14 protein-coding genes and 1 pseudogene are annotated in these 16,084 nt (G+C 75.3%); 9 read left to right on the top strand and 6 right to left on the bottom strand.

What is annotated here, in order from left to right; all coding sequences use genetic code 11:
- Nucleotides 1-29: 29 nt before the first annotated feature.
- A complete protein-coding gene (locus DER29_RS04065) occupies nt 30-1,136 on the bottom strand; it encodes a sulfite oxidase (protein ID WP_121396098.1) in 1,107 nt (368 codons plus the stop codon).
- Nucleotides 1,137-1,397: 261 nt separating this feature from the next.
- On the opposite strand from DER29_RS04065, the pseudogene DER29_RS04060 reads away from it, so the two are divergent.
- A pseudogene (locus DER29_RS04060) lies at nt 1,398-1,973 on the top strand (murein hydrolase activator EnvC); the annotation flags it as partial.
- Between the two features lie 46 nt (nt 1,974-2,019).
- On the opposite strand, the gene DER29_RS04055 reads toward DER29_RS04060, so the two are convergent.
- The gene (locus tag DER29_RS04055; RefSeq protein WP_121396096.1) at nt 2,020-3,201 is read right to left on the bottom strand and encodes an aminotransferase class V-fold PLP-dependent enzyme; all 1,182 of its coding nucleotides are present in this window, start codon (nt 3,199-3,201) and stop codon (nt 2,020-2,022) included.
- 146 nt (nt 3,202-3,347) lie between these two features.
- Between DER29_RS04055 and DER29_RS04050 the strand changes: the two genes are divergently transcribed.
- Entirely contained in the window at nt 3,348-3,932 is a 585-nt protein-coding gene (locus DER29_RS04050; RefSeq protein WP_121396095.1) for a GNAT family N-acetyltransferase, read from the top strand.
- A 122-nt stretch (nt 3,933-4,054) separates the two neighbouring features.
- Here DER29_RS04050 and DER29_RS04045 read toward each other — a convergent pair whose 3' ends face one another.
- Nucleotides 4,055-5,155, bottom strand: coding sequence for a tyrosine recombinase XerC (locus DER29_RS04045; protein WP_199729399.1), 1,101 nt, complete (start codon nt 5,153-5,155; stop codon nt 4,055-4,057).
- 460 nt (nt 5,156-5,615) lie between these two features.
- Here DER29_RS04045 and DER29_RS04040 point away from each other — a divergent pair, with 460 nt between their 5' ends.
- Nucleotides 5,616-5,951 (top strand): hypothetical protein, encoded by a 336-nt coding sequence (locus DER29_RS04040; protein ID WP_121396093.1) that lies wholly within the window; start codon nt 5,616-5,618, stop codon nt 5,949-5,951.
- A gap of 26 nt (nt 5,952-5,977) precedes the next feature.
- On the opposite strand, the gene DER29_RS04035 is transcribed toward DER29_RS04040, so the two are convergent.
- From DER29_RS04035 to DER29_RS04025, 3 genes are read right to left on the bottom strand one after another with little or no spacing between them, the layout of a single operon-like run.
- On the bottom strand, nt 5,978-7,186 hold the full coding sequence (locus tag DER29_RS04035) for a DNA-processing protein DprA (protein ID WP_121396092.1): 1,209 nt from the start codon (nt 7,184-7,186) through the stop codon (nt 5,978-5,980).
- Nucleotides 7,183-8,703 carry a YifB family Mg chelatase-like AAA ATPase gene (locus DER29_RS04030; RefSeq protein WP_121396091.1) on the bottom strand — a complete coding sequence of 507 codons (1,521 nt, stop codon included), beginning with the start codon at nt 8,701-8,703 and terminating at the stop codon, nt 7,183-7,185. The genes DER29_RS04035 and DER29_RS04030 overlap by 4 nt, the downstream gene beginning before the upstream one ends.
- 37 nt (nt 8,704-8,740) lie before the next feature.
- Nucleotides 8,741-9,100: a YraN family protein gene (locus DER29_RS04025; RefSeq protein WP_121396090.1), complete on the bottom strand. Its 360-nt coding sequence runs from the start codon at nt 9,098-9,100 to the stop codon at nt 8,741-8,743.
- Between the two features lie 276 nt (nt 9,101-9,376).
- Here DER29_RS04025 and DER29_RS04020 point away from each other — a divergent pair, with 276 nt between their 5' ends.
- From DER29_RS04020 to DER29_RS03995, 6 genes are all read left to right on the top strand, one after another.
- A complete protein-coding gene (locus DER29_RS04020) occupies nt 9,377-10,642 on the top strand; it encodes a hypothetical protein (protein ID WP_121396089.1) in 1,266 nt (421 codons plus the stop codon).
- Between the two features lie 411 nt (nt 10,643-11,053).
- The gene (rpsB, locus tag DER29_RS04015; RefSeq protein ID WP_121396088.1) at nt 11,054-11,968 is read left to right on the top strand and encodes a 30S ribosomal protein S2; all 915 of its coding nucleotides are present in this window, start codon (nt 11,054-11,056) and stop codon (nt 11,966-11,968) included.
- A 136-nt stretch (nt 11,969-12,104) separates the two neighbouring features.
- Nucleotides 12,105-12,935 (top strand): translation elongation factor Ts, encoded by an 831-nt coding sequence (tsf, locus tag DER29_RS04010; RefSeq protein WP_121396087.1) that lies wholly within the window; start codon nt 12,105-12,107, stop codon nt 12,933-12,935.
- 160 nt (nt 12,936-13,095) lie between these two features.
- A complete protein-coding gene (gene pyrH / locus DER29_RS04005) occupies nt 13,096-13,863 on the top strand; it encodes a UMP kinase (RefSeq protein ID WP_091096741.1) in 768 nt (255 codons plus the stop codon).
- A gap of 76 nt (nt 13,864-13,939) precedes the next feature.
- Entirely contained in the window at nt 13,940-14,497 is a 558-nt protein-coding gene (gene frr, locus DER29_RS04000; RefSeq protein WP_089001534.1) for a ribosome recycling factor, read from the top strand.
- 292 nt (nt 14,498-14,789) lie between these two features.
- On the top strand, nt 14,790-15,986 hold the full coding sequence (locus DER29_RS03995; RefSeq protein WP_121396086.1) for a phosphatidate cytidylyltransferase: 1,197 nt from the start codon (nt 14,790-14,792) through the stop codon (nt 15,984-15,986).
- Nucleotides 15,987-16,084 lie beyond the last annotated feature (98 nt).

The raw sequence follows: 16,084 nt of genomic DNA, 5'->3' as shown, positions 1-16,084 counted from the left end.
CCGTCGCCCCTCTCCGCCCCGCCAGGGGTTCACTCCGGCAGCACCACGACCTCGACGCGCTGCACGAGGTTGTTGGCGAAGCCGCCCCGATTCCACGGCTGCTCGACCGGCTGACTGCGCCCGGAGGCGTCGGTGGCGCGGGCCCCGAGGACGTGCCTGCCCGGCGGCGCCGTCCACTCGTACCGCCACCGGCGCCAGGCGAACTCCCCGCCGACCTGCTCGTCCAGGATGGCCGGTCGCCAACTGGCCCCGCCGTCGGTGGTCACCTCCACCGAGACGACCGGGGCGTGGCCGGACCAGGCGCGACCGTCCAGCGTGCACGGACCGGGCCGCAGCACGCGGGTGCGGGACATGAAGTCGGGGAAGCCGGGCGGCCGGACCAGCGCCCGCGGCTCGATCCGGGTCACCGGCACCCCGGGATCGGCCGCGTCCCGGCGCAGCCGGTAGGCGACCGCGTTCTGGTAGCCGTCGAACGCCTCGGTGCGTACGTCGATCGCGCGCAGCCACTTGACGTGCGCCATGCCGTACCAGCCGGGCACGATCAGCCGCAGCGGGGCACCGTGCTGCGGTAGCAGCGGAGCGCCGTTCATCTCGTACGCCAGCAGCACCTCCTCGCGCAGCGCGTCGGCGGCCGGCAGCGCCCGCTGGTAGTCCTGCTCGACGCCGCGTTCCACGCCGTGGTCGGCGCCCGTGAAGACCACGTCCACGGCGTCGGCGGCGATCCCCGCCTCGCGCAGCAGCGGCGCCAGCGGGGTGCCGGTCCACTCCGCGTTGCCGACCGCCTCGACCAGCCACGGCTGGCTCACCGGCCGGGGGTGCAGCAGGGCGCGTCCGTTGCCGGCGCACTCCAGCGTCACCCGGCGGGTGACCCGGGGCCGCTCGCGCAGCGCGGCGAGGTCGAGGGTCAGCGGCCGGTCCACCGCGCCGGCCACGGTCAGCGCGTGCGTGGCCGGGTCGACATCCGGGATGTCGTAGTGGATGAGCAGGTAGTGCAGGCCGGCCGGGGTCACGTCGTAGCGCAGCGCCTCCAGCGGGATGCCGTGGTTGCGGGCGGCGAGCTGCAACTCCTCGGCGGTGATCCCCTCACCGGGCTCCGCCACGCGGGAGGGCCGGCTGACGTCGTCCACAGTGGTCATCGAGGCCTCCCCGGTGGGACGGCGGCGGCTCCGCCGTGTCGCCCGTCCCAGCCTAGGGCCTCACCGGTGCCCGCCGCCGCTCCCGGGCCCGCCCGACGGGCCGGGCGTCCGTCGGCGGTCGCGCCGCCCCGTGGTCGGCCGACCGCCGGCCCGTAGCAGATCGGCCCGCCCTCCGGTGGTCCGTCCACAGGACACGCGCCGTCCACAGGAGCGGGCGTCGCGGGTGGCGGGGGCGGACACCCGCCGGACAGGCTGCGCCCCATGCGACCAGCCACGCGTACCGGCGCCGCCGTGCTCTGCGCCGCCCTGCTGTCTCTCGGGCCGGCCGCCGCGCCCGCCTCCCCGCCGGTGTCGGCGGCGGTCCGGCCGCCCGCTTCCGCAAGCGCCGCCGCGGCGTCGCCCTCCGGGACCGCGCCGTCCCGCGCGGCGCGGTTCCGGTGGCCGCTCGACGGCGTCCCCCGCCCGGTGCGCCGGTTCGACCCGCCGCCCCGGCCGTGGCTGCCCGGACACCGGGGCGTCGACCTGGCCGCCGCGCCGGGCGCCACCGTGCGGGCCGCCGGTGCCGGCACGGTGCTCTTCGCCGGCCTGGTCGCCGGCCGCCCCGTCGTCACGGTCGGGCACGCCGACGGTCTGCGGACCACCCACGAGCCGGTGTCGCCGGCGGTCCGCCCCGGCGACCACCTGACCGCCGGGGCGCCGCTGGGCGCCCTCCTCACCGGTCACCCCGGCTGCCCCGCCCCCGCCTGCCTGCACTGGGGGCTGCGACGCGGCGCCGACTACCTCGATCCGCTGGCCCTGCTCGGCCTGGGAGCCGTGCGGCTGCTGCCGCTCGACGGCGCCGACCCCGCTGGGGACGGCGGGCTCGACGGCACCGATCCCGCCCTCAGCGCTGGGCGAGCAGCGGGGGGAGCCGCACCGAGAGCCGCTCGTACTCGTCCGGCGTGTTGTAGACCTGGGCGCAGAGCCGCAGCCAGCCGCGTCCGTTCCAGGCCATGACGGCGACCTCGGTGGCGAGCCGCTCGGCGATCCGCTCCCGCAGCGCCCGCGCCGCCTCGAACGTGGTGCCCAGGCCCGCCGGCAGCGGCACGATCCGCATGGCGACCCCCGGCCCGCCGGGGTCCGGCAGGTCGGCGGGCGCCACCCCGAGCGCGTCCCCCAGCACCCGCTGGCCGTACGCCGCCAGCGCGGCGTTGTGCCCGCGTACCCGGTCGAGGCCGAGGCTGCGCAGCGTGAACAGGCCCACCGGCGCGGCCAGCCAGCCCGTGTAGTCCTGCGTCGCCGCCCACTCGACCCGGCGGGGGAACCCCGACTCCTGCTCCCACGAGACGACCAGCGGCTCGATCCGCTCCCGCCACGGCGGGGCGACCACCAGCGCGGCGGTGCCGCGCGGCGCGTACGCCCACTTGTGCAGGTTGCCCACCCAGAAGTCGGCGCCGACGTCGCTGACCGGCGTCGGCAGCATGCCCGGGGCGTGCGCGGCGTCGACGAGGACCGGTATCCCCTGCTCCCGGGCGACGCCGACGATCGCGGCGACGGGGAAGAACCGGGCGGTGGCCGAGGCGAGCTGGTCCACGACGAGCAGCCGGGTCCGGCCGGGGCGCAGCCCGGCGCGGACGATCTGGACGATCTCCTCGTTCGAGGCGGTCAACCCGACGGGCAGCACCCGGGCGACGGCCCCCGTACGCCGGCACTCCCGCGCGATGGAGAGGCCGACCGCGCCGTAGCCGTGGTCGGTGGCGAGAACCTCGTCGCCGGGGCGTAGGCCGAGCGACTGGAGCACCACCGCCACGCCGGTGGTCGCGTTCGGGACCAGGGCGGTGCCGTCCGGGTCGGCGCCCAGGAAGCTGGCCAGGTGCCGGCGGGTGTGGATGAGCCGGTCGACCAGGCCCTGCGTGAAGAAGCGCAGCGGGTTGGCCTCCATCTCGTCGCGCAGCCGCTGCTGGGCCCGCTGCACGGCGATCGGTACCGCGCCGAACGAACCGTGGTTCAGGTGGCTGACCGCCGGGTCGAGCGAGAAGAGCAGGCGGGCTGCCGCGATCGGCTCGGGCGGCTGCGGGAGGCTCACCCGGTGATCGTAGCGACCGGTCGATCTACCGCCGCCGTTCCGCGGGGTACGGTCCGTCGGGCACGGCGGTCGGGGCGCCCGTCCGGGGCACGGTTCCATCGAGCCGATGCCGGTCGACCGTCCTCGATCCCGGAGAATCGCTGGTCATGGACGTCGAACTGCGCTGGCCGACCGCCGCCGACCGGCAGCTCCGCGCCGAGGTGCACCGGGTGCTGCACGCAGTGGCCGAGCGGGGCGGTGCGATCGGGTACGCGGTCCCGCCCGGCCGCGCCGAGACCGACGCATGGCTGGACGGGGTGCTCGGTCTCGGCGCGGCCGGCGACGCCGCGCTGGTCCTCGCCGTGCTCGACGAGCGGGTGGTGGGCACCGGGACGTGGCGGCGCGGTCCGAAGCCGATCTTCACCCACTACGCCGACCTGGAGAAGGTCGCCGCACACCCCGCCGCCCGTGGCCGCGGCATCGGTCGGCTCGTCACCGGCGCGCTGATCGACGACGCCCGCAAGGCCGGCATCGAGACCCTCGCGCTGGGCGTGCGCGGCAACAACCACGGTGCCATCGAGCTGTACGAGCGCCTCGGCTTCCGCGAGTGGGGGCGGCTGCCGAACGTCATCGAGGTGGGCGACGAACGCTACGACGACGTGCGGATGTGCCTGGACCTCGGGCGCGAGCCGCACGTCGTGCTCCGGGGCTCGGCCCCCGACGGGCCGGGCTCGTCGCCGCGCCGGGCCTGAGCACCCGGCCTTTGCCTGACAGGTCGTCGTCTGCCGGTTGCGGAACTCGGCCGTGTCCACCCCACGGGCGTCCGGCCGCCGACCGTGCCACGCAGGGCGCGGGGTGGTCCGCGACGGCGGATTCAGGCGCGGGGGTGGGCCTGGCGGTAGGCGGTGCGGAGCCGCTCCACGGACACGTGCGTGTAGATCTGGGTGCTCGCCAGGGACGAGTGCCCCAGCAACTCCTGCACCGCCCGCAGGTCGGCGCCGCCCTCGAGCAGGTGGGTCGCCGCCGAGTGCCGCAGGCCGTGCGGGCTGATCGGGGGCAGGCCGGTCGCCGCCGCGTACCCGCCGACGATCCGGCGTGCCGTCGTCGGGTTGAGCCGTCCGCCGCGGGCGCCGAGCAGCAGCGCGTCGCGGGAGTGCGGTGCGGCCAGCGTCGGCCGGCCGTGGCGCAGCCACTCGTCGAGCGCCCGCTGCGCCGGCACCCCGTACGGCACGGCGCGTTCCCGGCCGCCCTTGCCGAACACCCGCACGACCCGTCGCGCGTGGTCGACGTCGGCGACGTCGAGGCCGCACGCCTCGCTGATCCGCACGCCCGTGCCGTAGAGCAGTTCCAGCAGCGCCCGGTCCCGCAGCAGTACCGCCTCGGCGACGCCGTCAGCCGCAGGGGAAGGATCCGACGACCCTGGCGACGCCGGCCCGGACCCGTCGTCGGTGGGCGTCGACGGTCGGGAGCCCTTTCCATCTGGCGACGACGGCTGGGGGCCCTTTCCGTCGGGCGTCGACGACTGGGAGCCTTCCCTGGCGGGTGACGAGGGTCGGGAGGGGCCCTCGGCGGGTGGGGACGGCGGCACGGCCGGGGCGAACCGGCCCGGCGCTTCGACCAGGGCCGCCGCCTGGTCGGCGCGCAGCACGGTCGGCAGGTCCCGGTGGGCGCGCGGGCTGGACAGGGCGCCGGCCACGTCGGCGGGGAGCAGCCCGGCGCGGTGCGCCCACGCGCTGAACGTCCGCGCCGAGGCCGCCCGGCGGGCGAGCGACGTCCGTGCGGCCCCCATCGTCCGTTGCTTCGCCAGCCAACTGCGCAGCACGGCGAGGTCCAGCTCCGGCAGTTCGGCGCAGCCCATCCGGTGGGCGTGGTCCAACAGCGACACCACGTCGCCGACGTACGCCCGGACGGTGTGGGCGGACCGGTTGCGCACCGCGGCGAGGTGCCCGGCGAAGTCGTCCACCGCCTCGCGCATCCCCGGTGGGAGAGCCTCGTGGGTCGCCCGGGTGCCGTTCGCCTCCCGGCTCACCGCGAGTCCCTCGCAGCCGCCCGTCGGGTGCCCGGCATGCCTCGTGTGGGCGTCCCCGCCCCGCCAGGCCGAGCCGCATGTGCCGCCTGGCCGGGCCGCACGGGAAGCCGCCCCCCTCGGTGCACCTCGGCGCGGATCGAGGCCGTGGGGGCGGTGGGCGGCGGATCCTCGGGCGGCACGGGACCAGCCTACGGCCGGCCGGCGCCACCGGCAGGGTGCCGGGGCCGGTGACCGGGCGACCGGGAGGCGACCGACTGAGCCCGCTCGTGGGTGCTTCCGGCGCGGACGCGCGGCCCGGGTGGTGGATTGGGTGGGCCGGTGCGCGCAGACTTGTCGTACCAACGGGTGTGGGCCCTGGTCGTGGTCGCCGCGCGACGGGATCAGGCTCGACGAAGGGGGACCGGACATGGGGGTGGACGTCGTCCTCTACCGGGTGGTCGGGGCGGGCTCCGGCCGGCGTCGCCTCGTGCCGGCCGAGGTGCTGCCCGATCCCGACGACGTACTGCTGAACCTCGTCCGGCGGGTCCGTGGCGCCGGGCGTACCCCGCTGCTCGACCGGGTGGATCCGGTCGGCGAGCTGGTGGTCCCTGCCGGCCAGACGCCGCAGCTCCTCGCCGAGGTGCGCTGCCTCGCCGAGGTGGCCCGGTCGACGCCAGAGCTGACGCACGTGCGCCGGCTGGACCGGTTGGCGCGGCGCTGCCGGCAGGACCGCGCGATGGAGATCCGCTTCGAGGGGGACTGACGGCGGTTCGCGGCCCGTCCGGCGGTTCACGGTCTGTCCGGCGTCGCCGGTCGCCCGGCGTCCGCGCTCCGGGCCGGCGGGGGCGCGAGGGCGTACCCGTCGTCGCGGCAAAGCACCAGGGCCAGTTCCTCGAGCATCGACAGCTTCCGCAGCGCGGTACGGACGGGCACCCCGGCCCGCGCGGCGAGGACGTCCACGCCGACCGCGCCCCGGCGGGGCAACGCCTCGACGACGGCCCGTGCGTCGTCGTCGAGCAGGTCGGCCGGCTGCTGCGGGCCGCGCGGTACGGGCGCCAGGTCGCCGATCCGCCCGACCTCCTCCAGCACCTGCGCGACGCCGGTCACCAGCCGGGCCTTCGGGTACTCCCGCAGCGTCTCGTGCGCGCCGACCGACATCGCCGACGTGACCGGGCCGGGCACCACCATGCCGGGTTTGCCCAGGGCGAGCGCCCGGTGGGTGGTCTGGGTCGCGCCGCTGCGGGCGGCCGCCTCCACCAGCACCGTGCCGAGGGTGCCCGCCGCGATCACCCGGTTGCGGATGAGGAACCGGGGCCGGAGCGGATCGGCTCCCGGCATCCACTCGCTGACCAGCAGCCCGGTGTCGGCGATCCGGTCGAACAGCGCCGCGTTGCCCATCGGGTAGGGGCGGTCCACGCCGCAGGCGAGCACCGCCACGGTGAGGCCGCCGGCGTTGAGCGCGCCCCGGTGGGCCGCGGCGTCGATGCCGAAGGCTCCGCCCGAGACGACGGTCCAGTCACGGTCGGCCAGCCCGTAGCCGAGTTCCGTGGCGACGTGCGCGCCGTACCCGGTGGCGGCGCGGGCACCGACGACCGCGACGGAGCGGTCGAACGCCTCCGCGAGCGGCCACGAGCCGCGTACCCAGAAGCAGAGCGGGGGAGCGGTCTCGACGTCCACCCGCCGGTAGGCGCCGGGCAGCCGGAGCCGGCGCAGGTCGCCGACCCGGACGGGCCACTCGTCGTCGCCGGGGACGACGATCCGGGCGCCGAGCCGGTCCGTGCGGGCCAGCGCCTCGGCCGCGACGGCCCGGGCGTCGCCGGCCGCGCAACGGGCCGCCACGGTGTTGCGCAGCGTCTCCTCCGGTGCGCCCCCGTCGAGCAGCAGGTCGAGCGCCCTCGTCGGGCCGAGCCGGTCGACCAGCCGGTGCACCGACCAGGTGCCCGGCTCGGCGAGCCAGGTGAGCGCCACCCTGGCCAGGGTCTCCTCGTCGGTGCTCACGTCGCGTCCCCCGTTCGCAGTTGGATGGCCTCCCGGACGTCCTCCCGGTCGGGGCGGTCCCGACCGTCCAGATCCGCGATCGTCCAGGCCAGGCGGATGATCCGGTCGAAGCCCCGGGCCGACAGCGACCCGGCGTCCAGCCGGGCCCGCAGCTCGGCCGTGTCTGGCCCGGGCAACCGCCAGGGCGGGCGGCGCAGGTACGGGCCGGGTATCTCGGCGTTGAGCCGGTGGCCGAGCACCGCCCAGCGCGCGGCCGCCGCCCGCCGGGCCACCGCCACCCGCGCGGCGACGGTGACGGAGGCCTCGCTGTCGACGGTGGCCTCCATCAGCTCGGCCGCCCGGAGGGGCGGCAGCTTCACCTGCACGTCGATCCGGTCCAGCAACGGCCCGGAGAGCCGGCTGAGGTAGCGCCGCCGGGCCTGTGGCGGGCACTCGCAGTACGCGTCCCCGGCCGGCTTGGCGCACGGGCACGGATTGGCCGCCAGCACCAGCTGCGTGCGGGCCGGGTACTCGGCGCCGCCTCGGCTGCGAACGAGCCGGACCCGGCCGTTCTCCAGCGGCTGACGCAGCGCCTCCAGCGCTCCCCGGCTGAACTCGGGCGCCTCGTCGAGAAAGAGCACGCCCCGATGGGCGAGCGAGATCGCGCCGGGGCGGGCCAGCCCGGAACCGCCGCCGACCAGCGACGGCACCGTCGCCGTGTGGTGCGGTGCCTGGAAGGGCGGGCGGCGCAGCAGCCGGCCGCCCGGCGGCAGCAGCCCGGCGATGGAGTGCAGCGCGGTGACCTCCAGCGCGGCCTCGTCGTCCAGCTCGGGCAGGATCGACGGGAGGCGCTCGGCGAGCATGGTCTTGCCGGCCCCCGGCGGCCCGACCAGTGCCAGGTGGTGCCCGCCCGCCGCGGCCACCTCCAGCGCCCTGCGGCCCAGCCCCTGCCCGGCGACCTCGGCCAGGTCGGGCCCGCCGCCGGCCGGCGGCGGCCCGTCGGACTCCGGCTCGATCAGGGGCGAGCCGTCGCGGATGAAGCTGACCAGCCGGTGCAGCGTGTCGACCGCCCGGACCCGGACCCCGGGAACGACCGCCGCCTCGGCGGCGTTGCCGGCCGGGACGATCACCTTCCCGACGCCGGCCCGGGCGGCCGCGGCGACCATCGGCAGCACACCGCGCACCGGCCGGACCGTGCCGTCGAGGCCCAGCTCGCCCAGGACCACCACGTGTTCCAGGGGCAGCAGCGGCAGCTCGCCGGAGCCGCCCAGCAGGGCCGCCGCGATCGCCAGGTCGAACGCGGAGCCGAACTTCGGCAGGTCGGCCGGCAGCAGGTTGAGGGTGATCCGCCGGTTGGGCCACCGCTGACCGGAGTTGACCACGGCCGCGCGGACCCGGTCCCGGGCCTCGTGCAGGGCGGTGTCCGGCAGCCCCGAGATGACCACCGCCGGCAGGCCGGCGGCCAGGTCGGCCTCGACCTCCACCAGGTGCCCGGTGACACCCACCAGGCCCACGCAGAGCACCTTCGCGTAGCTCATGACGCCGCCCGTCGTCGCTCGACGCCGGGCCCGGCCATCAGAACGCCCCCTTGAGGTGCTCGACCCGGGCGGCGCCGGCGCCGGTGAGGCGTACCGAGACGACGTCGAAGCGCACCTCGTCGGCGGTGGTGCCGGTGTCGGCGAGCCACCGGGCGGCGAGCCCGCGCAGCCGCCGCGCCTTGGCGGGTACGACCGCCTCCGCCGGCGGCCCGAACTCGTCGGTGCGGCGGGTCTTCACCTCGCAGAAGGCGAGCACCGGCCCGTCCCAGGCGATGATGTCGATCTCCCCGGCCGGGCAGCGCCAGTTCCGGGCCACCGGGCGCAGTCCTGCCCCGATCAGGTGCCGGACGGCGCACCGCTCCCCGTACGCGCCGACCGCCTGGTTCCGCTTCGTCATGTCCGGCACCGTGCACCCGACGGGCGGGCAGCCGCCGCCCCGCGCCCCGGAAACTGTGGACGACGGGGGCGCTGTGGACGGACGGACGATCATGCCCTCGTCGTGCTACGCGGCCCGCCCCGGTGGACCGCCGCGATCAGCCACGCGGTGCACCGCTGGGCTGGGCCTGCCCGCCGCCGCCGTCGCTGTCTGCGACCGGCGCCGCGCGGTGACCGACGCTCGCGGGAGCGCGGGTGTCCCGGGGGCGAATGGCGCCCGTGGAGCCGGTCGCATACGGTGCCGGACGTGGACGGACGACGGAACTTTGTCGAAGATCAGGAGTCGCGCTGGTATCCGGCCGACCGCGACCGCGACCGTGAGAGCGGCTACGGGGAGGCGGACTGGCGCGGTCCGGCCGAGGGCCGATACCGGGACGACGACCTGAACGCCCCCGAGCAGCGCCGGGCCGCGGAGGACGACCGCTACGGCGACTCCAGGGGGACCCGGCGCGGTGAACCAGGACGCTTCGGCGCGTCGACGGAGCCCGACTCGGGCCGCTTCGGAGCCGTCGAGCCCGACTCCGGGCGCTTCGCAGCCGTCGACCCCGACCGGGGTCGTTTCGGCGGACCGGAGGACTCGGGCCGGTTCGCGGCCACGGGACGGGAGGACCCGGGCCGGTTCGCCGCGACGGGACCGGAGGACTCCGGCCGGTTCGCCGTCACCGGCCCCGAGGATTCCGGCCGGTTCGCCGTCACGGGATCGGAGCCCGGAAGGTTCGGCGAGGGCGATTCGGGGCGCTTCGCGGCGGTGCCGCCGCTCGGGGACGCCCGGTCGGAGACCGAGGGATACCGGGCGAGCCGCTCGCGTCGGGCCGAGGCGGATCCGGAGGTCTCCGGTGAACTGCCCGCCGACCGCCCGGGTCGGCGCGCCGCCCGGGAATCGAGGGAGACCCGCGACGCGCTGTCGACGTCGGGCGTCGACGCCCTGGCCGGGGCGGGACCCGTGGAGCGGACCGCGGAGCCGGCCCGCCCGGCCCCGCTGGGGGGCTACCCGATCGTCGCGCCAGGTCGGGTGGCCGAGGCCGCGAGTCCGGCGGAGACGCCGGTCGAGGAGCCGGTCCGGCCGGTCGCGCCCCCGAACCCGTTGGAGATGCCGACCGGGCCGATGCCGCCGATCGCGCCCCGCGGCGACCTCGCGCCGGGGGAACTGCCGGCGTACCCGCCGGTGGTCGCCCCGCACCCGGGAGCGCCGGCGGGCGACGGGGTCTACCGGACCCGGCGGCCGGCGTTGGCCGCGCTCTTCACCCTGCTGGTCCTGGTGTTCGAGGTGCCCGCGATGCGGGTGCTGATCAGCGGCGTGACCGGCGACCCGGTCTCGGCCGCCGACGTCGTGGTGGGGATCTTCCTGGTCTGCGGTCTGCCGATCTTCGCGATCGGCCTGTACGGGCTGCGCACCGGCGGGCTGTCGCTGGCGGAGGGGAGCCGGGGCTGGCTGCGCCCGCCGACGGCGTACCTGACCGTGGGCCTGGTGCTCTTCGTCGCCGCCGCCCTCGCGGTCGGCTGACCCTCGACCGTCGGGACCTGACTCCCTCGGACCTGACGCCGTCGGGGCCGACTCCCTCAGGCCTGACGCCGTCCGGGTCCGACGCCGGCGGGACCGCTGCGCCTGACGCCCTCAGAGAGCGCTCCGCCTGACGGCGAGCACCGGCCGGGGCGGGCGCGCCGAGTGCCGGAAATGGGCGTTCCGACCCCTTCCCCGCACCCGAGGCATCGGGGGCGGGGAAGGGGCGTACACTGGTCGACTGGCGACCGCCTCGCGCGGTCGACCTCGCGCGCCCTCTCCACGAGCCGTCGTGGGGCGACGGCCTCCCTGGTCCCGATCTTGGTCGGGCCCGCCATGGCCGCCGACCGGGCGCCAGGACGCCCGGCCGCCTGGCCGGGCGGGACAACCAGGGACCACGAGGAGTACCCCACCATGGCCGTCGTGACCATGCGTCAGCTGCTGGAGAGCGGTGTCCACTTCGGGCACCAGACCCGGCGCTGGAACCCGAAGATGAAGCGTTTCATCTTCACCGAGCGCAACGGTATCTACATCATCGACCTGCGCCAGACCCTCGACTACATCGAGAAGGCCTACTCGTTCGTGCGCGGGACCGTCGCCGAGGGTGGCAGCATCCTCTTCGTCGGCACCAAGAAGCAGGCCCAGGAGGCCATCGCCGAGCAGGCGACCCGGGTCGGTCAGCCGTACGTCAACCACCGCTGGCTCGGCGGCATGCTGACCAACTTCCAGACGGTCTACAAGCGGCTCCAGCGGATGAAGGAGCTGGAGGCTCTGGGTGACCTGAGCGGCACCGCCGCCGGCTACACCAAGAAGGAGACCCTGCAGCTCTCCCGCGAGAAGATCAAGCTGACCCGCACGCTCGGCGGTCTGCGGGACATGCAGAAGCTCCCGGCCGCGATCTGGGTGGTCGACACCAAGAAGGAGCACATCGCCGTCGACGAGGCCCGCAAGCTGGGCATCCCGGTGATCGCGGTGCTGGACACCAACTGCGACCCGGACGAGGTCGACTTCCCGATCCCGGGCAACGACGACGCGATCCGCTCGGCCGAGCTGCTGACCAAGGTCGTGGCCGCCGCCGTCGCCGACGGCCTGATCGCCCGTTCCGGCCGTCGTCGTGGCAGCGACGAGAAGCCGGAGCCGGGCGTCGCCTCCGACGAGCCGCTGGCCGAGTGGGAGCGCGAGCTGCTCGAGGAGCCGAAGAAGGCCGACGAGCAGGCCCCGCAGGCCGAGCAGGCTCCCCAGGCCGAGCAGGCCCCGCAGGCCGAGCAGGCCCCGCAGGCCGAGCAGGCCCAGCCGGTCGAGCAGCCGGCGACCGCCGCCGCGGAGTGACCGCACCGCCGCTTCCCCGCCGCCCGTTCTCCCGGGCGGCGGGGGAGCGGCAGGTACGCCGGGCACGTCGCGCCCGGATCCGGGTAACCGGCACCAGGACCAACCCACCCGCAGTCTCAACACCGAAGAGAGAGCCATGTCCAACTTCACCGCCGCGGACGTCAAGAAGCTCCGCGACCTCACCGGCGCCGGCATGATGGACTGCAAGAAGGCGCTGACCGAGGCCGAGGGCGACTTCGACAAGGCCGTCGAGATCCTGCGCGTCAAGGGCGCCAAGGACGTCGGCAAGCGGGCCGGCCGTACGGCCGCCAACGGTCTGATCGCCCACTCCGGCAAGGCGCTGCTCGAACTCAACTGCGAGACCGACTTCGTCGCCAAGACCGACGCCTTCATCGAGCTGGCCCAGCAGCTGGTGGAGCACGGCGAGCGCAGCGGCGTCGGCACCGCCGAGGAGCTGCTCGCCACCGAGCTGGACGGCAAGACCGTCGCCGACCTGGTGCAGGAGCAGTCCGCCAAAATCGGCGAGAAGCTCGTCCTCAACCGCTTCGCCAAGCTCGACGGCACCACCGCCGTCTACCTGCACCGCAAGAGCCAGGACCTGCCCCCGGCGGTCGGCGTGCTGGTGCAGTACACCAGCACGGCCGGCGACGAGGCGTCCGACTCGGACGCCCGGGGCGTGGCGATGCAGATCGCCGCCATGCGGCCGAAGTACCTCACCCGGGACGAGGTGCCGGCCGACGTCGTCGAGTCCGAGCGGCGCATCGCCGAGCAGACCGCCCGCGAGGAGAACAAGCCCGAGGCGGCCCTGCCGAAGATCGTCGAGGGTCGGGTGAACGCGTTCTTCAAGGACTACGTCCTGCTGGAGCAGGCGTCGGTCGCCGACAACAAGAAGTCGGTGAAGCAGCTGCTGGCCGAGGCCGGCATCGAGGTCACCCGCTTCGTGCGGTTCGAGGTCGGCCAGGCCTGAGCCGCCCCGGGCGCTCCGCGCGCCGCGGGCAGGGAAACGTCGACGAGGAGGCCGCCGGTGTACGTGACAGGCACCGCGGCCTCCTCGTCACATAGGGTCGGCTACGGCAGTTTCGCGGTACGGGGCGTACGGGACGTGCGCATGGGGAAGGGCGGGGCGGATGACGCAGGTTGTGAGTGACCGGAGTCTGGCGGCGGACGATCCGACGGCGCCACCCCCCGGTCGGGCCCGCCGGGTGGTGCTGAAGCTCTCCGGTGAGGTGTTCGGCGGGGGCGCGATCGGGGTGGACCCGGACGTCGTGCAGGCCATCGCCCGGCAGATCGCCACCGTGGTCCGCCGCGGCGTGCAGGTCTCGGTGGTGGTCGGCGGCGGCAACTTCTTCCGGGGCGCGGAGTTGCAGAAGCGCGGCATGGACCGGGCCCGGGCCGACTACATGGGCATGCTCGGCACCGTGATGAACTGCCTCGCGTTGCAGGACTTCCTGGAGAAGGAGGGCATCGAGACGCGCGTGCAGAGCGCGATCACGATGGCCCAGGTCGCCGAGCCCTACATCCCGCTGCGCGCCATCCGGCACCTGGAGAAGGGCCGCGTGGTGATCTTCGGCGCGGGTGCCGGGATGCCCTACTTCTCCACCGACACCGTGGCCGCCCAGCGGGCCCTGGAGATCCGCGCCGACGTGGTGCTGATGAGCAAGAACGGCGTGGACGGCGTCTACACCGCCGACCCGCGGGTCGACCCGACCGCCAGCAAGTTCGACTCGATCACCTTCTCCGAGGTGCTGCGGCGTAACCTGCGGGTCGCCGACGCCGCCGCGTTCAGCCTGTGCATGGAGAACGGCCTGCCGATGCTGGTCTTCGGCGCGCAGGGCGACGACACCATCATCCGGGCCGTGGGTGGCGACAAGATCGGCACCCTGATCACCGCCTGAGCGGTCTGACCCCGACCTCAGCGGTCCCTCCGACACGACAAGCCCACGACGAGCACAGAAGGAGGCGAGGAGACCGGTGATCGACGACACCCTCCTCGAGGCCGAGGAGAAGATGGAGCGTGCGATCGAGCACGCCAAGGAGGAGTTCGGCGCGATCCGCACCGGTCGCGCCAACGCCGCCATGTTCTCCAAGATCATCATCGACTACTACGGCAGCCCCACCCCGCTGCCCCAGATGGCGTCCATCGGGGTCCCCGAGCCGCGCATGGTCATCATCAAGCCGTACGACAACTCGCAGATCAACGCCATGGAGAAGGCGATCCGCGACTCCGACCTCGGCGCCAACCCGAACAACGAGGGCAACCAGCTCCGCATCCTGCTCCCGCAGATGACCGAGGAGCGCCGCCGAGAGATGATCAAGGTCGCCCGGCACAAGGGTGAGGAGGCCAAGGTGGCCATCCGCAACATCCGCCGCAAGGGCAAGGAAGAGCTGGACCGGCTCGTCAAGGACGGCGAGGTCGGCGAGGACGACGGCCGCCGCGCCGAGAAGGAACTCGACGACCTGACCCAGCGCTTCGTCGCCGCCGTCGACGACCTGGTCAAGCACAAGGAGAACGAGCTTCTCGAGGTGTGAGCCGTACGCCGGCACCCCACCGGCGACGACATCGTGGCACCGGCGCTCCATCGTCCGATCCCGGGCGGCGGGCCCGGTGCCACCGTCGTAGGAGGGCCGGCACGGGGCCGGTCCGACGTGAGGGATCGGTGGGTGCAGTAGGCTCGGCAGGATTCCCGGCCACCCTGCGGTGAACGCTGGGGATCGGCCGGCCGTCGGGCGGGTCGACCGGACGGAACAGTCGCGCGGGTAGGGGAATGGTTGTGGTTGTGCGTCATCTGGTGGATCTCGTACCGGTCCCGCTCGGTGCGTGATGTCCCACCTCGATCCCCACGGCAGCGCCGAGCCCCGCGGCTGGGACCGCCCCGAAGCCCCCGCACCGGCGCCCGCCCTCCCCTGGCCGGAGCCCGAGATCGACCCGGGGCAGTGGCACCGCCGGCCCGCCGTGCTCCCCGACGCGTACGCCGAGGCGCCGGCCCGCTCCCGCCCGCAGGCCGACGTGGCGGCGGCCGGTGACCCGGCGGCGATGAACGGCCACCGCGACCATCCCGACGATTCCGAATACCCGACCACCCAGCTCGAACCGGTCCGGGACGTCGAGCCGGAGCCGGAGCCCGCGCGGCCCCCGGGCCGCCGGCAGCGCGGTCGGCGCCGGGCCGGTGCCGACCGGCCCCCGACCCAGCAGCCCGTCCCGAGCCGGGCCGGGCGCAACCTGCCCGCGGCCATCGCCGTCGGCGTGGGCCTCGGCGCCCTGATCGTGGTGCCGCTGTTCTTCTACCGGACCGCCTTCCTGGTGGTGGTGGCCGCGGCGGTCGCCGTCGGCATGTGGGAGATGGCCCGGGCGGTACGCCGCAGCGGCGCGCATCCGCCGCTGGTGCCGCTGATCGCCGGCGGGGTGCTCACCGTCGGGCTGGCCTGGTTCTCCGGTCCCGACGCGCTCAGCCTCGGCCTCCTGGTGACGGTGCTGGGCACCATGGTCTGGCGGCTCGGCGACGGGCCGGGCGGCTTCCAGCGTGACCTGACCGCCGCCACCCTCATCGCGGTGTACGTGCCGTTCCTCGGCGGCTTCGCCGCGCTGCTGGCGGCCGTGCCAGAGGACGGCGACCTGCGGGTGCTGGTGACGCTGGCCGCGGTGGTCCTCTCCGACACCGGCGGGTACGCCGCCGGCGTCAGCTTCGGCAAGCATCCGATGGCCCCCTCGGTGAGCCCGAAGAAGTCCTGGGAGGGCTTCGCCGGCTCGGTCACCGCCGCGGCGCTGGGCAGCGCCCTGCTGCTCTGGCTGCTCCTCGACGTGGCCCCGTGGTGGGGCGCGCTCTTCGGGCTGGCGGTCTCCGGCGCCGCCGTCCTCGGGGACCTCGCCGAGTCCATGATCAAGCGGGACCTCGGGGTGAAGGACATGAGCAACCTGCTCCCGGGGCACGGCGGCCTGATGGACCGGTTGGACTCGATCCTCTTCGCGCTGCCGACCGCGTACCTGCTCCTGGCGGTCTTCGTCCCGGTGCTGGAGTGAGGCGTGAATCACCCGTCGTCAGTGGTCCCGCCCGGGCGGCGGGGGGCGATTCGGCACCTCCGGACGGGTGTGTCGGCCGTCCGGCGTGACAGACTGGA

It is taken from the genome of Micromonospora sp. M71_S20, assembly GCF_003664255.1.
GTDB lineage: Bacteria > Actinomycetota > Actinomycetes > Mycobacteriales > Micromonosporaceae > Micromonospora.
The sequence above is the reverse complement of the archived record's forward strand: the minus strand, read 5'-3'. Positions and strand labels throughout refer to the sequence as shown.